We start from the raw sequence: 16,722 nt of genomic DNA on the forward strand, positions 1-16,722 counted from the left end.
GGATCGCGGTGCGCGGGGCCCGTGCGCCGGGGTCGCCGCCGGGTAGCGGTGCTCCCACGGGGGGATGCTGGACGGCGTCCGGCCGGGCGGTCGTCGGGTGCTTCGCACCGGACCGGCCGCCGGCGTCCGGAATCCGGGCAGTGTCACCGGGACGAGTGGAAACCGGGGTGATCCGGAACGCCCACCCGGACCGGGGCGTCGAAAATGTCAGTAGCGCCACGCAGCATGCACTACCGGGGATCGGACGCCTCCGCTTCCCGGTCGGAACTGATCATTTCGAGTCGGCTCAGGGCCCGAAGCCGGGCGCCCGAGGGCTCCGAAGGGGGTGCCGCACCGTATGGCAGCAGTCGACATCGCGCGCGCTCACGCCCAGGCGGTCCTGCGGGTCCGAGGCCTCGCCCGGGCCGCCGCCGCCCTGCCCACCGCCGTCGCGGTGGTCCTGCTCGCGGGCCGGTTCACCGGCCGGATCGGCGCGCCCGGGGCCGCCGACGCGGCCGGCTGGGACGCCGCCCGCTGGGCGGTCTGCGCGGTCGCCGCGCTGACCCTGCTGGTGGCCGGGCTGACCGCCCGGGCCCTGCGCCGGGCCGTCCCGCCGTCCACCCCGGCCGTCCCGCTGGACCGCGCCGAGGCACCCGAGCTGTACCGGCTGATCGACGAGCTGGCGGACCGGCTGGACGTGCCCGCGCCCTCCGCCGTCGCCCTCACCCCGGACTGCGACAGCTGGCTGGAGGACGTCCCGCCCGCCGGGCCGACGGCCGCGCCGCCGCAGCCGGACCCGGCCGAGCCCGCCCCCGTCCTGGTGATCGGCTCGCCCTTCCTCTGGTGGATGCGGGCCGGCGAGCTGCGGGCCCTGCTCGCCCCCGTGGTGGCCGGCACCGCCGCCTGCGCCGACCCGGAGATCGCGGCCGCCCGGCGCTTCCTGCGCCGCCTGGACGCCTGCCTGGACTCCGGCGGCGGCACGGCCCCCGGCCTCGGCGGCGGCATCCTGGCCGCCCCGCCCCGGCCGCCCCGGCGCGGTCCGGCCGCACTCGCCGACCGGGTCGTCCGCCGGGTCGTCCGCCGTCTGCTCGGCGCCTGCCGGGGCCACTCCGCCGAGCTGGAGCGCTCGGTCGCGGGCTGGGCCTCCGAGCAGGCCAGGGCGGTCGACTACGGCCTGCGGATCGCCGCCCAGGAGCAGGTCGGCCTGGCCTACGCGGGCTGGGACCGGCTGCTCACCCGGGTCGCGCTGCCCGCCTGGCGGCTCGGCCGCCACCCGGCCCACCTCAACGCCGGCGTGGTCTCCGCGCTCACCGAGCTGTCCCGGCGCGACCGGCTGGCCGACGGCTACGGCAGCCGGCTCGGCGACCGCCCCGCCTGCGACCTGCTGGAGGAGCCCGGCACCGTCGACCGGGCGGTCTCCCGGCTCGCCGCCGACCTGTTCTTCGGCCGCCCGGCGGCCGGCGGCTGGCACGAGCTGGAGTGGGCCGACTACCCGGCCGAGGTGGTGGACGCCGGCTGGCGGGCGGGCGCCGCCGCCCTGCAGACCGCCCTGGACCGGCTCGCCCCGCAGTCCCGCCCGGGCGCTCCGACCCTCACCCGGCTGCTGGGCCGGCTCGCCGAGGGCGACGGCGAGCTGCTGGCCGCCGCGCTCGCCGCCCAGCTGGCCCGCACCACCGCCCCGGCCCCGCTGCTCGAACCCGACCGCAGCGGCCGCGACCTGCTGGTCGACCACGTCACCGCGATGGTCTGCTGCGCCGCCGTGGACACCGCCGGCGGCGCCCCCGGCCTGGACTGGCTGGACGGCCCGGTGCTGCTGCTCGGCGGGGTGCGCCGCACCGACCTGGCCGGCCCGGTCGCCCAGGCCGTCGAACAGGGCCAGGACGGCCCGCTGCGCGCCTGGCTGGACGCGGCCGACGTCCGTCTCGAGAAACCCGTCCGCCTCTGACGTCCCAGGCGTTCCAGGAGGGCGCTCGGTGCCCCGGTGCGCGCCCCCAAATCGGTTGGCCGCCCGGCGTCTTCGCAGGCCGGAGGCCCTGCCCGGGAGGCGCGCGAGATTCCCTGCACCAATTGCTACCGGAGGGTGACGTTACGGCAGCACTCTGTGGTGTATTAGACCGCACGCACATCCGGGGGGCACGTGCCACCGGGCGGAAGTGCACCTGGGAGGGGCGCGTGGGGACCGAACTCAACCGCCGCTGGGAGTCGGGGACGCACGCCTACAGCGTCTCCGACCCCTTCGGTCAGGGGCCGCTGCCCTGGCTGCGCAGCCCGGACCAGTACCTGGCGGGGGCGGAGGGCGCCGTCCCCTGGTACGTCTCGGTGGACGCGCCCGGCCAGCAGCCGCTGGCCGCGGGCACCCGGCCCAAGCCGTCGGTCGGCAGCCCGCAGGGCGCCAACGACGTGGACCAGCAGATCAAGGGCTTCGCCTCGGCCGGGGTGATCCGCCCCGGCGGCTCGGTGGACTTCCGGGTCACCGTCAACCCGCCCCGCGAGTTCACCGTGGACGTCTTCCGGATCGGCCACTACGGCGGCGACGGCGCCCGCCACATGACCTCCAGCCCGCTGATCTCCGGCCTCGCCCAGCCCGCCCCGCTGGTGGTCGACCGGACGGTCTCCTGCCACCACTGGTGGCACTCCTGGCGGCTCCAGATCCCGGCGCACTGGAAGCCCGGCTCGTACGTCGCCGTGCTGACCACCGCGGACATGCTGCACCGCAGCCACATCCCCTTCACCGTCCGGGACTTCGACGAGCGGGCGCGCACCGCCGAGCTGCTCCTGGTGCTCCCCGACGTGACCTGGCAGGCGTACAACCTGTTTCCCGAGGACGGCCGCACCGGCGCCAGCCTCTACCACGCCTGGGACGGCCTGGGCGGTCTGGTCGGCGAGCCGGAGGCGGCCGTCACCGTCTCCTTCGACCGCCCGCACGCCACCGCCGGACTGCCGCTGCACGTCGGCCACGCGTACGACTTCATCCGCTGGGCCGAGCGCTTCGGCTACGACCTCTCCTACGCCACCGCCACCGACCTGCACGCCGGCCTGGTGGACCCGTCCCGGCACCGGGCGCTGGTCTTCCCCGGCCACGACGAGTACTGGTCCGAGCCGATGCGCCGGGCCGCCGAGCGGGCCCGGGACGGCGGCACCTCGCTGGTGTTCCTCTCCGCCAACACCATGTACTGGCGGGTCGAGCTGAGCGCCGCCGCCTCCGGCGAGCCCAACCGGCTGCTCAACTGCCGCAAGCGGCAGAAGGTCCGCCCCGGCAGCCCGGCCGCCGGGGCGCCCGGCGCGGCCAGCGCGCTGTGGCGGGACGCCGGGGAGCCCGAGCAGCAGCTGCTCGGGGTGCAGTACTCGGGGCGGGTCGCCGCGCCCGTCCCGCTGGTCGCCCGGCACACCGCGCACTGGCTCTGGGACGGCACCGGCCTCCAGGAGGGCGACGAGCTGCCCGGGCTGGTCGCCGGCGAGGCCGACCGCTACTACCCCAAGGTGGCGCTGCCCGAGCACATCGAGCGGGTGCTGCTGGCGCACTCGCCGTACCAGGACCTGGGCGGCCGCACCCGCTACCAGGAGACCTCGCTGTACCGGGCGCCCAGCGGCGCGTACGTCTTCGCGGCGGGCACCTTCGCCTGGTCGCCCGCACTGGGCCGCCCGGGCCTGACCGACGAGCGGATCCAGCGGGCCACCGCCAACCTGCTGGACCGACTGTGCAAGAACTAGGCGCTCCGTCCCCCGAGGCCGGGGACGGGTCGGGGCGGGCGAACCCGGTCGTGAAAGACTGCGGGGGCAGTGACCTCCCCTTTCGCGGTGCCCCACCCGCGAACGACCCCTGAGGACTGAACACCTTGAGCGGATTTGTCACCAAGCCCGAGCCGGTCCAGGTACCCGGCCTGGTCCACCTGCACACCGGCAAGGTGCGCGACCTCTACCGCACCGGATCGGGCGAGCTGGTCATGGTGGCCAGCGACCGGACGTCCGCCCACGACTGGGTGCTGCCGAACGAGATCCCGGACAAGGGCCGCATCCTCACCCAGCTGTCGCTGTGGTGGTTCGAGCGGATCGCGGACATCGTCCCCAACCACGTGATCTCCACCGAGGTCCCGGCCGGCGCCCCGGCCGACTGGAAGGGCCGCACGCTGGTCTGCCGCAGCCTGGAGATGGTCCCGGTCGAGGCGGTCGCCCGCGGCTACCTGGCCGGCTCCGGCCTGGCCGAGTACCAGGAGAGCCGCACGGTCTGCGGCATCGCGCTGCCCGAGGGCCTGGAGAACAGCTCCGAGCTGCCCGCCCCGATCTACACCCCGGCGCTCAAGGCCGAGGTCGGCGAGCACGACGAGAACGTCTCCTACGAGGAGACCGCCCGCCGGATCGGCGCCGAGCTCGCCGCCCAGCTGCGCCGCACCACCCTGGACGTCTACGCCCGGGCCCGGGACATCGCCCGCGAGCGCGGCATCATCCTGGCCGACACCAAGTTCGAGTTCGGCCTGCTGGACGGCGAGCTGCTGATCGGCGACGAGGTGCTCACCCCGGACTCCTCCCGCTACTGGCCCGCCGACCAGTGGCAGCCGGGCCGCTCGCAGCCGTCCTTCGACAAGCAGCTGATCCGCGACTGGCTGGTCTCCCCGGCCTCCGGCTGGGACCGCCACGGCGAGCAGCCGCCGCCGGCGCTGCCGACCGAGATCGTCGAGCAGACCCGGGCCCGGTACATCGAGGTGTACGAGCGGCTGACCGGCACCACCTGGGCCTGAGCCCGGAACGATCGCCCGCGGGCGCCGGATCCCTCAGATCCAGCCGTGCTCGCGGGCGATCCGCACCGCCGCGTGCCGGTTCTCCGCGCCCAGCTTGGTGGCCGCCGAGGACAGGTAGTTGCGCACGGTGCCCTGGGAGAGCGAGGCGCGCTCGGCGATCTCGGCGATCGGGGTGCCGTCCGCGGCCAGCTCCAGGACGTCCGTCTCGCGCGGGGTCAGCGGGGTCTCGCCGGCGCTGATCGCGTCCGCCGCCAGCTCCGGGTCCACGTACCGGCCGCCGGAGCGCACGGTCCGGATGATGCCCGCCAGGTCGGCCGCCGAGACGGTCTTCGGCAGGAAGCCGCGCACTCCGACCTCCAGCGCCCGCTTCAGGTAGCCCGGGCGGCCGTGGCCGGTGACGATCATGCAGCGGCAGTCCGGCAGCAGCAGCCGCAGCGCGGAGGCCACCTCGATGCCGTCCTTGCCGGGCATCTGGAGGTCCAGCACCGCGACGTCCGGGCGGTGCGCCTGGGCCATCGCCAGCGCCTCCGTCCCGGAGCCGGCCTGGGCGACCACCTCGATGTCGTCCTCCAGCGAGAGCAGCGCGGCCAGCGCGCCCCGGATCAGGTGCTCGTCGTCGGCGAGCAGGACGCGGACGGGCGCGGCGTTCTCGGTCATCGGGCGGTCTTTCTTCCTCAGCTCGGCAGCGGGACGGTGGCGAGCATCCGGAAGACGCCCTGCCCGGCGGTCGGCACGGCCAGCTCGCCGCCGTGGGCGGCGAGCCGTTCGCGCAGTCCGCGCAGCCCGGTGCCGCTGCCCTGGGAGGGGAACGGGACGTCGGGCACCCCGTCATTCTCCAGCTCCAGCACGGCCCGTCCGTCCTCGGTCCGCAGCCGGATCAGGCAGCGGTCGGCCTCGCTGTGCCGCAGCACGTTGGTGGTGGCCTCGCGGATGACCCAGCCGAACACCGACTGGACCGGGGCCGGCAGCTCGTCCGCCTGCTCGCCGAGGTCGATCTCGCAGACGACGTCGGCCGAGCGCAGCACCGCGCGGGCGCCGATCGCCTCGGCGTGCAGGTCGGCGGTGCGGTAGCCGCGGATGACGTCCCGGACCTCGCGCTGCGACTCCTGGGCGATCTTCTGCACCTCGGCCATCTGGTCGGCGGCCTCGGTGCGGCCCCGGCGGGCGAGCTGTACGGCGAGCTCGCTCTTCAGCGCGATGGTGGTGAGGTTGCGGCCCATCACGTCGTGCAGGTCGCGGGAGAAGCGCAGCCGCTCCTCGGCGACGGCCAGCCGGGACTGCGCCTCGCGGGCGGTGTCCAGTTCCCAGACGATCGAGGTCAGCCAGGCGAAGCTGCGGCAGCTGAAGCCGATGAAGGCCATGCCGATGGTCAGTCCGGTCAGGTACCCGGCGACGCCGGCGGGGTCGCCCCCGGACAGCACCCCGGCCGGGAAGACGGCCGCCAGCATGCCCACCCCGGTGACGGCGGCCCAGCGCGGGGTCAGCGCCACGCACACCGGCCCGAAGGAGGCGATCAGCAGGACGCTGGCGACGAACGGGGTGAAGGGCGCGCCTCCCGGGTTCCGCGTCCCGCCGTCGGCGGGCCCGAACAGCAGGACCGTCCAGGAGCCGGCCACCGCGAGGCCGGCCGAGAGGGCGGTCCAGAGCCGGTGGTCGGCGGGGCGGCCCAGGTAGTGGTCGAGCGCGGTGCGGTAGGCCCGCAGCAGCACCAGGGTGACGGCGAGTCCGATCAGCAGGGAGATCCGGATCACCGGGATGTTCTCGGCCTGGTCGGCGACGCTCCCGACGGTGAGCAGGATGCCGGGCAGGATGAACAGCGCCATCAGGTAGAGCGACCAGCGCAGGTACAGCTCGGTGCGCTGGGGATTGCTCAGGCTCGTCCAGCTGCGAAGCGGCGACCGCATTCTCATTTCTTCCGCCCCCAGTTCGACCACGATCATGCTTGCTGCCTTCATATCAGAGGTCGGACCGGGGGCGTTCCTTCGGATTACTGCCGGATGCTCAGCGGCGCGGCTCCCAGCGGAAGTAGCGCACCGCGCCCCAGACCGCGAGGGCGAGCCAGATGCCCCCGGTGACCAGGTGCGAGCCGGCGGCGCCCCAGGAGCCGGCGAAACCGGTCGCGGCGGCCGAGCCGTCGGTGCCGAACCAGCCGACGCGAATCAGCTGGAAGGCCGGGGTGGTCGGCAGCAGGCGGCAGATGTTCGCCAGCTGCTCGGGCATGACGTCCAGCGGGACGAACAGGCCGGAGCCGAACTGCATGACCAGCATGACCGGCAGGGTGGTGATGCCGGCGCTCTCCACGGTCCTGGTGAAGGCGCTGGACAGCGCGGCCAGGGCGATCATGGTGGCCAGCGCCAGCAGCAGGCCGACCAGCATCAGCAGCGGGTTGACCGGCACGGTCAGGTGCAGGGCGACGCTGCCGCCGATCCCGATCAGGGCGGCCATCAGCAGGCCGAGGGTGAGCGAGGGGACGGCGGTGCCGAGCAGGATCTCGATGTCCCGGGCCTCGCCGGTGCGCAGCCGCTTGAGGACCAGCTCGCCGCGCCGTCCGACATACGCGGCGGTCAGGTTGTAGTACACGACGAAGGCCAGGACCATCCCGACCGAGCCGTAGACCAGCAGCGAGTCGACGTCCAGGCCGGGGTTGGACTCGGCCTGCTGCGCCAGCGTGCTCCGGAGGACGACGACCAGGAACAACGGCAGCACCAGGGCGGTGAACAGGGCCGTGCGGTTGCGCAGCAGCAGGGTGGCCTCGGCCCGGCCGAGGGCGAGCAGCCGGCGGACGGCGGTGCTCTGCGGACCGGCGGTGGTGGCGGCGGTGGCGGTGGCGGTGGTGGCGGTGGTCATCGGGCGGATCCGATCAGGCGGCGGCGGGCGGGGCGGGTGGCGGCGGGCGCCTGCGGGGGGTGCTGGTGGGCGGCCTCGGAGGCGATCGCGAGGAAGGCCTCCTCCAGCGAGGCGCTGCGGGCGTCCAGCGCGCCGAGCGCGATGCCGTGGTGCCGGGCCCAGCCGAGCAGGTCGGTGAGGGTGTCCTGGAGCCCGACGGTCTGCACGGTGACCTTGCGGCCGTCGACGGACAGCTCGGCGCCGGGCAGCAGGGGCAGCGCGGTCCCGGTGAACTCGGGCAGTTCGAAGGAGATCCGGGAGGGCCGGCCGGCGATCACCTCGGCGACGGTGCCGGAGGTGACGACCTGGCCGCCGTGCATGATGGCCAGCCGGTCGGCCAGCTCCTCGGCCTCCTCCAGGTAGTGCGTGGTGAGCAGCACCGTGGTGCCCTGGGCGCGCAGCTCGCGGACCAGCCGCCAGACGGCGGCGCGGGCCTCCGGGTCGAGGCCGGTGCTGGGCTCGTCCAGGAAGAGCACCTCGGGGCGGCCGAGCAGGGCCATCGCGAGGTCCAGTCGGCGCTTCTCGCCGCCGGACAGCTGCTTGACCCGGACGTTCGCCCGGTGGCCGAGGCCGACCAGCTCCAGCGCCTCCGCGACCGGGCGGGCGCCGCTGGTCATCCCGGCCCAGGTGCGGCCGGTCTCGGCGGCGGTGAGCTCGCCGGAGAAGCCGCCCTCCTGGAGCATGATGCCGATCCGCGGGCGGACGGCGCCGCGCTCCGTGAAGGGGTCCCGGCCGAGCACCCGGACGGTGCCGCCGGTGGGCGCGGCCAGGCCCTCGATGACCTCCATGGTGGAGGTCTTGCCGGCCCCGTTGGTGCCGAGCAGGGCGAACAGCTCGCCGCGGCGGACGGTCAGGTCGACGCCGCGTACGGCGTGGTACCCGGTGCTGCCGCCGCCGTAGTGGCGGTGCAGGTCGGTGACCTCGATCACGTCGTCGCTGGGGCGGGAGGGCCGGCTCGTTTCCATGCCCCAAGCCTCCCGTCGGCCGGGCGGTACGGGCAGTGCGCGCCGTCATGACATCGCGGTGGGGACGCACGGGTCGGCGATGACAAATGTCATGGCCGATATCGCCGGCCGCCGGGTGCGGGGGTGCCGGGACGCCCCGGGAGGGAATGCCGAAGGGCCCCCTCGATTGAGGGGGCCCTTCGTATCTGAGCGGACGACGAGATTCGAACTCGCGACCCTCACCTTGGCAAGGTGATGCTCTACCAACTGAGCCACGTCCGCAGGTCAAACTATTGAGTTGTGCTGTGCTCGCGCACTGCGAGCGGACGACGAGATTCGAACTCGCGACCCTCACCTTGGCAAGGTGATGCTCTACCAACTGAGCCACGTCCGCATGGTGCCTGGTGGGGCACCCGCCGCCTCTTCGGATCTCTCCGTTGCGGCGACGAGGAATACTCTACAGCATCGTTCGGGGTGGTCGCCCCACCCTTTCGGACCGGGCGGGCGGGGCGACCGGGGAGCGGGCTCCCCGCGGGGTCAGTTCGCCTCGGCGAACGCCTCGTACACGTGCTTGGGGATGCGGCCGCGGGCCGGCAGTTCCATCCCGCGGGACAGGGCCCAGGCGCGGACGGCGGCCGGGTCCGGGGTGAGGGCGGTGCGCCGGAAGGACTTTCCGGTGCGGCTCTGCCGGCGGCCGGCGGCGACGAACGGAGCGAGGGCCTCCCGCAGCTTTTCCGCGTTGTCCACGGACAGGTCGATCTCGTACGACTTTCCGTCGACGCCGAAGTGGACGGTTTCGGCGGCGGCGCCGCCGTCCAGGTCGTCGGAGAGCGTGACAACTACACGCTGAGCCATGGGTGTCAATCCTCTCGGGCAATTCGGCCGCCGGTCCGAGGGGGTACCGGGGCCTGATGTGCACCAACTCGCGCAAGCGCGTACGGGCGGGCCGGGCGGCTCGCCTGATACGCAGCACTTGCCGCGACAGGTGGCCCTATTCTGCACCCGAAGGGGGCCGAAATCGAAGAGTCCGGCATTCTTTTCCGGATATTCACGTCTCTTCGGCGGGTTCCTTGATACCGATGTGCGGGTCGGGCGGTTCTGTCCCCAAGTGCCGTATTCGGGTGTTCTCCGGAGGGCGTCGTTCCGAGTGCCGAATCCGGGGAAACCGGCCGGCCCGGGCAGGTGATCGGGGCGCTGGATCCCTTGCTGCGTAAGGGTCTGGGGTCTACGCGCGTCGCTATGCCCGGCCAGCAATCCTGCCCGAAACCACCGGTAGTCTGGAGTTCCCCCGCCTCACCGAAGACACCACCGGGAGTGCCAGTGGCACGCGTCGTAGTCGACGTCATGCTCAAGCCGGAGATCCTCGACCCCCAGGGACAGGCGGTGCAGCGTGCACTGCCCCGTCTCGGATTCACCGGGATCGCCGACGTCCGCCAGGGCAAGCGTTTCGAGCTGGATGTGGAGGGCCCGGTCGACGACGCGGCGCTCGCCCGTATCCGCGAAGCCGCCGAGACCTTTCTCGCCAACACCGTGATCGAGGACTTCACCGTCCGGGTCGAGGAGGAGGGCAAGTGACCACCCGCGTCGGCGTCGTCACTTTCCCCGGCTCCCTCGACGACCGCGACGCCCGGCGGGCGGTCCGTCTCGCCGGCGCCGAGCCGGTCGCCCTCTGGCACCGTGACAAGGATCTCCACCAGGTCGACGCCGTCGTCCTGCCGGGCGGATTCAGCTACGGCGACTATCTGCGCTGCGGTGCCATCTCCCGGTTCTCGCCGGTGATGGAGACCGTCATCGAGCAGGCGAAGCTCGGAATGCCGGTGCTCGGTATCTGCAACGGCTTCCAGGTGCTCTGCGAATCGCACCTGCTGCCCGGTGCGCTCACCCGGAACGACTCGCTGCACTTCATCTGCCGCGACCAGAAGCTGCGCATCGAGAACGCCGGCACCGCCTGGACCGGGGATTACTCCGTCGGCCAGGAAATCGTCGTCCCGCTGAAGAACGGCGAGGGCCGCTTCGTCGCCGAGGAGCGGGTGCTCGACGAGCTGGAGGCGGAGGGCCGGGTCGTCGCCCGTTACCTGGACGTCAACCCGAACGGTTCGTACCGCGACATCGCCGGCATCACCAACGCCGCCGGCAATGTCGTCGGCCTGATGCCGCACCCGGAGCACGCCGTGGAGCCGCTCACCGGTCCGACCACCGAGGGCCTGGGCTTCTTCACTTCCGTCCTGAAGCAGCTGGTGAACGCCTGATGAGCCTCGACACCGTCAAGAACGCCGAGCAGACCCCGGACGCCGCCCAGCCCTGGGCCGACCTCGGCCTCAAGGAGGACGAGTACGCGCGCATCCGCGAGATCCTCGGCCGCCGTCCCACCGGCGCCGAGCTCGCCATGTACTCGGTCATGTGGTCGGAGCACTGTTCGTACAAGAGCAGCAAGGTCCACCTGAAGCAGTTCGGCGAGAAGAAGCCGGATTCGGACGCGATGCTCGTCGGCATCGGCGAGAACGCCGGTGTCGTCGACGTCGGCCAGGGCTACGCGGTCACCTTCAAGGTCGAGTCGCACAACCACCCGTCGTACATCGAGCCCTACCAGGGCGCGGCCACCGGCATCGGCGGCATCGTGCGCGACATCCTGGCGATGGGCGCCCGCCCGGTCGCCGTGATGGACCCGCTGCGCTTCGGTGCGGCCGACCACCCGGACACCCGGCGCGTGCTGCCCGGGATCGTCGCGGGCATCGGCGGCTACGGCAACTGCCTGGGCCTGCCGAACATCGGCGGCGAGGTCGTCTTCGACTCCTGCTACCAGGGCAACCCGCTGGTCAACGCGCTGTGCGTGGGCGTCATGAAGCACGAGGACATCCACCTCGCGCAGGCCTCCGGCGCCGGCAACAAGGTCGTCCTGTACGGCGCCCGCACCGGTGGCGACGGCATCGGCGGCGTCTCGGTGCTCGCCTCCGAGACCTTCGACGACACCAAGCCGGCCAAGCGCCCGGCGGTCCAGGTCGGCGACCCGTTCCAGGAGAAGCTCCTGATCGAGTGCACCCTGGAGATCTTCCGGGAGAAGCTCGTCAAGGGCATCCAGGACCTCGGCGGCGCCGGCCTGTCCTGCGCCACCAGCGAGCTGGCCTCGGCCGGCTCCGGCGGCATGCGGATCGAGCTCGACACCGTGCACCTGCGCGACCACACGCTCTCGCCGGAGGAGATCCTCATGAGCGAGTCGCAGGAGCGCATGTGCGCGATCGTGGAGCCCGACAAGATCGACCGCTTCCTGGAGATCTGCGAGAAGTGGGACGTCATCGCCAACGTCATCGGTGAGGTGACCGACGGCGAGCGCCTGGAGATCTACTGGCACGGCGAGCTCGTGGTGGACGTCCCGCCGCGCACCGTCGCCCACGAGGGCCCGACCTACCAGCGCCCGTACGCCCGCCCCAGCTGGCAGGACGCGCTGCAGGCCGACGCCCCGACCGCCGAGCGGCTGGCCCGCCCGACCACCGGCGAGGGCCTCAAGGCCGACCTGCTGAAGGTCGCGAGCCACCCGAACCAGGCCTCCAAGTCCTGGATCACCGACCAGTACGACCGCTACGTGCTCGGCAACACCGTGCTCTCGGTCGGCGAGGACTCGGGCATGATCCGGATCGACGAGGAGACCAACCTCGGCGTCTCGGTCGCCACCGACGGCAACGGCCGCTTCGCCAAGCTGGACCCGTACACCGGCGCCCAGCTGGCCCTGGCCGAGGCGTACCGCAACGTCGCGGCCGGCGGTGCCAAGCCGCTCGCCGTCTCCGACTGCCTCAACTTCGGCTCCCCCGAGGACCCGGACGTGATGTGGCAGTTCGCCGAGGCCACCCGCGGCCTGGCCGACGCCTGCCTGGTGCTCGGCACCCCGGTCACCGGCGGCAACGTCTCGCTGTACAACCAGACCGGCGAGGTCGCCATCCACCCGACCCCGGTGGTCGCGGTGCTCGGCGTCATCGACGACGTCACCCGGCGCACCCCGCTGGCCTTCGCCGAGGAGGGGCAGCTGCTCTACCTGCTCGGCGACACGGCGGACGAGCTCGGCGGCTCGGCCTGGTCGCAGGCCGTCCACGACCACCTCGGCGGCCTGCCGCCCGCGGTGGACCTGGAGCGCGAGCGGCTGCTCGGCGACATCCTGATCGCCGCCTCGCGCGACGGCATGATCGACGCCGCGCACGACCTGTCCGACGGCGGCCTCGGCCAGGCGCTCGTGGAGAGCTGCCTCAAGGGCGGCCACGGTGCGCGGATCGTCCTGCCGGAGGGCCAGGACCCGTTCGTCCTGCTGTTCTCGGAGTCGGCCGGCCGCGCCGTCGTGGCGGTGCCGCGCAGCGAGGAGCTCCGCTTCAACGACATGTGCACCGCGCGCGGCCTGCCGGCCACCCGGATCGGTGTCGTGGACGGCGACAGCCTGGACGTCCAGGGCCAGTTCAGCGTCTCGCTGGCGGAGCTGAAGGACGCCCACACCGGCGTCATCGAGGCCCTGCTGGCCTGATCGGCCTGTTCGAGGGGCGGGCGGTTCCTGGTGAACCGTCCGCCCCTCGTCATATGTTGAGCCCCATGCCTGCCAAGCCCCGTACGTACCAGCCGCAGAAGGTCCGCGCCGCGCTGGCCGCCCAGACCAGGGCGCTGCGTGCCGCCGTGGACGCGCTCGGCACGGAGCAGCTGGACCTGCCGACCCGGTTGGGGCGGTGGCGGGTCCGCGAGCTGCTCGCCCACCTGGCCGTCCAACTCGACTACGTCCCGGCGCACCTGGACGACCGGCCGCAGGGGCGGGCACCGCTGGACCTGTCGGGCTGGGCGGCCGGGGTCGCCACCGTCGCGCCGCTGCTGGACGAGCAGGCCCGGGCGCGGGGCGCGGCGGAGTTCGCCGGGGACGCGGCCTCGGTGGCGGCCGCCTTCGGCCGGGCCGCGGACGCGCTGCTCGCCCTGCTGGAGCGGCCCGAAGCCGCCGACCCGGCGCGGCGGTTCGAGATCCGGCTGGGTTCGATGATGCTCTCCGACATGCTGGTGACCAGGCTGGTGGAGACGGTCGTGCACGCCGACGACCTGGCCGCCGCGCTCGGGCCCGACGCCTTCCCCGGTTCCCCGGTCTCCTCGGCCTCCCAGGCCCTCCCGGCGTTCCCGCACGACCGGCAGGCCGTCGCGGCCGTCACCCGGCTGCTGGCCGACGCCTTCGCCGACCGCGCCCCGGGCGGCGCGGTCGAGCTGCGGATCCCGCCGTACGCGGTGGTGCAGGCCGTCGAGGGCCCTCGGCACACCCGGGGCACCCCGCCCAACGTGGTGGAGACCGACCCGCTGACCTGGATCCGGCTGGCCACCGGCCGGACGGACTGGGCGGCGGCGGTGGACGCGGCCGAGGTGTCCGCCTCGGGGGAGCGCAGCGACCTGCGGGCGTACCTGCCGGTGCTCGGCTGACCGGCTCCCCGGTGCGGCTCCGGTCCCGCGGGCTACGGGACGGACGGCCCGCTGAGGTAGGTGCCCTCCGCCGAGTACGGCCAGGCGTTGGGCGCGCAGCCCTTGAGACCGTAGATCTGCTGCATCATCGCGGGCGCGGGCTTGCCCTCGCCCGGGCAGCCCTCGTGCCCGTGGCCGATCCGGTGGCCCACCTCGTGGTTGACGATCAGCGCCCGGTACTCCTCCAGCGGGCCGCTGAACTGCGGTGAACCGGTGTTCCAGCGCTTGGAGTTGACGAGCACCTGGTTGCCGACGTTGCAGTTGACCTCGCCGTGGGTGTCCAGTCCGGAGGCGCCGCAGATCCGGTCCACGGTGGCCGGTGAGGCGATCTTCACGGTGAAGTCGTACGGGCCGTCGGCGACCAGCTGGAAGCCGTTCTTGCGGTCGTTGGTCCAGCCGCGCTTGTCGCCGAGGATGCCGTGGACCTGCGCGGCGGCGGACGGGGCGTCGATGCCGATGCCGTCCTCGACCTCGACCCGGTAGCGGCGCACGGTGCCGCGCCCGACCGGCTTGGCGGTGGCGGGGGCGACGGTGAAGGTGCCGGCGCCCTTGGCGGGGCCGGGGTCCGGCGCGGCGGGGGCGGGCGGCGGGGTCGGTGTCGGGGCCGGCGGGGGCGGCGGGGTGTCGGCCGGTGCGGGAGCCGGCGCCGGTGCCGCCGTGGCGGCCTGCTCGGCCGGCGGGGCGACCCTCGCCTGGGTGGTCGGGGTGGTGGCCGGGGTGGCCGAGGGGCGGTTCAGCACGACCGCCGTGGCGCCCAGAACCAGCACGGAGAGCACCAGTGCCGTGAGCATGCCAGGACCGGGTCTGCGCCGCTGCCGGCGGCGTCGGCGACCGCCCTTCCGGGGCGGTGCGGTGCGCCTGCCGACGGATCGGGCTGCAGACATGATCTTCACACTGGCATGGCGAACGGGTGAATGTCCACCTTCCCGCGGGCAGTGCCGGTGCCCGTGGCGGCCGCCCGTCCGGGACGGCGGTTGACCCCTGCGTCTCGGGTGGCAGACTTCAGGGCATGGCGATTCACAGGAATCTTCTCGACGGTCCCGAACCGACCCTGCTCCCGGAGGAGGAGCGGCCCTACCGGATGCTGGCGGAGGAATCGGCCTCCCCGACCCAGGTGGCGGCCGAGTTCCCGGTCTTCTGCCTCGCCTGGGCGATGCTGGCCGACGACGCCTACGCGGCCGGCCGGTACGTCGAGTCGTACGCCTACGCCCGTACCGGCTACCACCGTGGTCTGGACGCGCTGCGGCGCAACGGCTGGAAGGGCCACGGCCCGGTGCCGTGGGAGCACCGCGGCAACCGCGGCTTCCTGCGCTGCCTGGCGGCGCTCGCCCGGGCGGCCGGCGCGATCAAGGAGACCGAGGAGGAGGCCCGCTGCTGGCAGTTCCTGAAGGACAGCAGCGCGGAGGCGTACGCGGAGCTCAAGCAGTAGAGCGGTCGAGCGGCAGAGCCGTAGAGATCGGTAGAGCCGTAGAGAGCGGCAGAGCTGTAGAGCGGTAGACACCCCCCGACGTACGGGTGCCCCCGGCGGAGTCCGCCGGGGGCACCCGTTTCTCACGCTCGGGGCGCGGGTCCTACGCGGGGCGCGGGCCTCACTTCAGGCGCTTGCCCGCCGAACGCAGCTGCTCGGCGGCCTCGCGCACGCGGGCGGCCATGCCGGCCTCGGCCAGCTTGCCCCAGGTGCGCGGGTCGTAGGTGTTCTTCTTGCCGACCTCGCCGTCGACCTTCAGCACGCCGTCGTAGTTGGCGAACATGTGGCCGGCCACCGGGCGGGTGAAGGCGTACTGGGTGTCGGTGTCCAGGTTCATCTTCACGACGCCGTTCTCCAGCGCGGTGGCGATCTCCTCGGCGGTCGAGCCCGAGCCGCCGTGGAAGACGAAGTCGAACGGGTCGGTCTTGCCGTACTGCTTGCCGATCGCGTCCTGCAGCTCGCGCAGCAGCTCCGGCTTCAGCACGACGTTGCCCGGCTTGTACACGCCGTGCACGTTGCCGAAGGAGGCGGCCAGCAGGTAGCGGCCCTGCTCGCCCAGGCCCAGCGCCTCGGCGGTGCGCACGGCGTCGTTGACGGTGGTGTACAGCTCGTCGTTGATCTCGTGGGTGACGCCGTCCTCCTCGCCGCCGGTCGGGGTGATCTCGACCTCGAGGATGATCTTGGCGGCGGCGGCCTGGGCCAGCAGCTCCTGGGCGATGGCCAGGTTGTCGGCGAGGGTCTCGGCCGAGCCGTCCCACATGTGCGACTGGAACAGCGGGTTCTCGCCCTTGGCCACGCGCTCGGCGGAGACCGCCAGCAGCGGGCGGACGTAGCCGTCCAGCTTGTCCTTCGGGCAGTGGTCGGTGTGCAGCGCGACGGTGACGTCGTACTTGGCGGCGACGATGTGGGCGAACTCGGCGAGCGCGACCGCGCCGGTCACCATGTCCTTGCTGTGCTGGCCGCCCAGGAACTCCGCGCCACCGGTCGAGATCTGGATGATGCCGTCGCTCTCGGCCTCGGCGAAACCACGCAGCGCGGCGTGCAGGGTCTGCGACGACGTGACGTTGATGGCCGGGTAGGCGAACTTGCCCGCCTTGGCCCGGTCGAGCATCTCGTTGTAGACCTCGGGAGTTGCGATGGGCATGCGATCCGCTCCTGTCGGGTTGCGGCGTACGGACGGTGCTGTCCGACGCTGTGTACGCCTTCGTGACGACTCCGTGCCGGCCCGCCGACGCGCGGCGTT

15 protein-coding genes and 2 tRNA genes are annotated in these 16,722 nt (G+C 73.3%); 8 read left to right on the forward strand and 9 right to left on the reverse strand.

All coding sequences use genetic code 11. The annotated features are described in order from the left end of the window. Positions 1 to 337: 337 nt before the first annotated feature. The 3 genes from ACWDD9_RS03685 (at position 338) to ACWDD9_RS03695 (ending at position 4,715) form a co-directional block, all read left to right on the forward strand. On the forward strand, positions 338 to 1,924 hold the full coding sequence (locus tag ACWDD9_RS03685; protein ID WP_449810695.1) for a hypothetical protein: 1,587 nt from the start codon (positions 338 to 340) through the stop codon (positions 1,922 to 1,924). Between the two features lie 227 nt (positions 1,925 to 2,151). Beyond that, a complete protein-coding gene (locus ACWDD9_RS03690; protein WP_049654022.1) occupies positions 2,152 to 3,690 on the forward strand; it encodes a N,N-dimethylformamidase beta subunit family domain-containing protein in 1,539 nt (512 codons plus the stop codon). 125 nt (positions 3,691 to 3,815) lie between these two features. Beyond that, entirely contained in the window at positions 3,816 to 4,715 is a 900-nt protein-coding gene (locus ACWDD9_RS03695; RefSeq protein ID WP_049654021.1) for a phosphoribosylaminoimidazolesuccinocarboxamide synthase, read from the forward strand. A gap of 33 nt (positions 4,716 to 4,748) precedes the next feature. Here ACWDD9_RS03695 and ACWDD9_RS03700 read toward each other — a convergent pair whose 3' ends face one another. The 7 genes from ACWDD9_RS03700 to ACWDD9_RS03730 all read right to left on the reverse strand — a co-directional run bounded on the left by ACWDD9_RS03700 (position 4,749) and on the right by ACWDD9_RS03730 (position 9,400). Further along, complete coding sequence (locus tag ACWDD9_RS03700; RefSeq protein ID WP_387829768.1) at positions 4,749 to 5,372, reverse strand: response regulator; 624 nt, start codon at positions 5,370 to 5,372, stop codon at positions 4,749 to 4,751. A 17-nt stretch (positions 5,373 to 5,389) separates the two neighbouring features. Beyond that, positions 5,390 to 6,619, reverse strand: coding sequence for a sensor histidine kinase (locus ACWDD9_RS03705; protein ID WP_388047268.1), 1,230 nt, complete (start codon positions 6,617 to 6,619; stop codon positions 5,390 to 5,392). Between the two features lie 97 nt (positions 6,620 to 6,716). After that, on the reverse strand, positions 6,717 to 7,562 hold the full coding sequence (locus ACWDD9_RS03710; protein WP_449810696.1) for an ABC transporter permease: 846 nt from the start codon (positions 7,560 to 7,562) through the stop codon (positions 6,717 to 6,719). Continuing rightward, positions 7,559 to 8,566 carry an ABC transporter ATP-binding protein gene (locus ACWDD9_RS03715; RefSeq protein ID WP_074001868.1) on the reverse strand — a complete coding sequence of 336 codons (1,008 nt, stop codon included), beginning with the start codon at positions 8,564 to 8,566 and terminating at the stop codon, positions 7,559 to 7,561. Before ACWDD9_RS03715 ends, ACWDD9_RS03710 begins: the two co-directional genes overlap by 4 nt. Before the next feature lie 188 nt (positions 8,567 to 8,754). Next, positions 8,755 to 8,827, reverse strand: a tRNA-Gly gene (locus ACWDD9_RS03720). Positions 8,828 to 8,866: 39 nt separating this feature from the next. Next, positions 8,867 to 8,939, reverse strand: a tRNA-Gly gene (locus tag ACWDD9_RS03725). Between the two features lie 143 nt (positions 8,940 to 9,082). Further along, positions 9,083 to 9,400: a histone-like nucleoid-structuring protein Lsr2 gene (locus ACWDD9_RS03730; protein WP_030056585.1), complete on the reverse strand. Its 318-nt coding sequence runs from the start codon at positions 9,398 to 9,400 to the stop codon at positions 9,083 to 9,085. Positions 9,401 to 9,865: 465 nt separating this feature from the next. On the opposite strand from ACWDD9_RS03730, the gene purS reads away from it, so the two are divergent. The 4 genes from purS to ACWDD9_RS03750 all read left to right on the forward strand — a co-directional run bounded on the left by purS (position 9,866) and on the right by ACWDD9_RS03750 (position 13,972). Then, positions 9,866 to 10,120: a phosphoribosylformylglycinamidine synthase subunit PurS gene (gene purS / locus ACWDD9_RS03735; RefSeq protein ID WP_049654013.1), complete on the forward strand. Its 255-nt coding sequence runs from the start codon at positions 9,866 to 9,868 to the stop codon at positions 10,118 to 10,120. Then, positions 10,117 to 10,794, forward strand: coding sequence for a phosphoribosylformylglycinamidine synthase subunit PurQ (purQ, locus tag ACWDD9_RS03740; RefSeq protein ID WP_049654011.1), 678 nt, complete (start codon positions 10,117 to 10,119; stop codon positions 10,792 to 10,794). Before purS ends, purQ begins: the two co-directional genes overlap by 4 nt. Next, positions 10,794 to 13,049: a phosphoribosylformylglycinamidine synthase subunit PurL gene (gene purL / locus ACWDD9_RS03745; RefSeq protein WP_074001867.1), complete on the forward strand. Its 2,256-nt coding sequence runs from the start codon at positions 10,794 to 10,796 to the stop codon at positions 13,047 to 13,049. The genes purQ and purL overlap by 1 nt, the downstream gene beginning before the upstream one ends. Positions 13,050 to 13,114: 65 nt before the next feature. Beyond that, positions 13,115 to 13,972, forward strand: coding sequence for a sterol carrier family protein (locus tag ACWDD9_RS03750; protein ID WP_449810697.1), 858 nt, complete (start codon positions 13,115 to 13,117; stop codon positions 13,970 to 13,972). Between the two features lie 32 nt (positions 13,973 to 14,004). On the opposite strand, the gene ACWDD9_RS03755 is transcribed toward ACWDD9_RS03750, so the two are convergent. After that, positions 14,005 to 14,802, reverse strand: a complete 798-nt coding sequence (locus ACWDD9_RS03755; RefSeq protein ID WP_449810698.1) for a DUF3152 domain-containing protein — start codon at positions 14,800 to 14,802, stop codon at positions 14,005 to 14,007. 218 nt (positions 14,803 to 15,020) lie between these two features. On the opposite strand from ACWDD9_RS03755, the gene ACWDD9_RS03760 reads away from it, so the two are divergent. After that, entirely contained in the window at positions 15,021 to 15,440 is a 420-nt protein-coding gene (locus tag ACWDD9_RS03760) for a DUF3151 domain-containing protein (protein ID WP_049659647.1), read from the forward strand. A 160-nt stretch (positions 15,441 to 15,600) separates the two neighbouring features. Here the strand turns inward: ACWDD9_RS03760 and fbaA are convergent, their stop codons facing one another. After that, positions 15,601 to 16,623, reverse strand: a complete 1,023-nt coding sequence (fbaA, locus tag ACWDD9_RS03765) for a class II fructose-bisphosphate aldolase (RefSeq protein ID WP_049659648.1) — start codon at positions 16,621 to 16,623, stop codon at positions 15,601 to 15,603. Positions 16,624 to 16,722: the final 99 nt, after the last annotated feature.

The sequence above is a fragment of the Kitasatospora sp. NPDC001119 genome, from assembly GCF_053598475.1.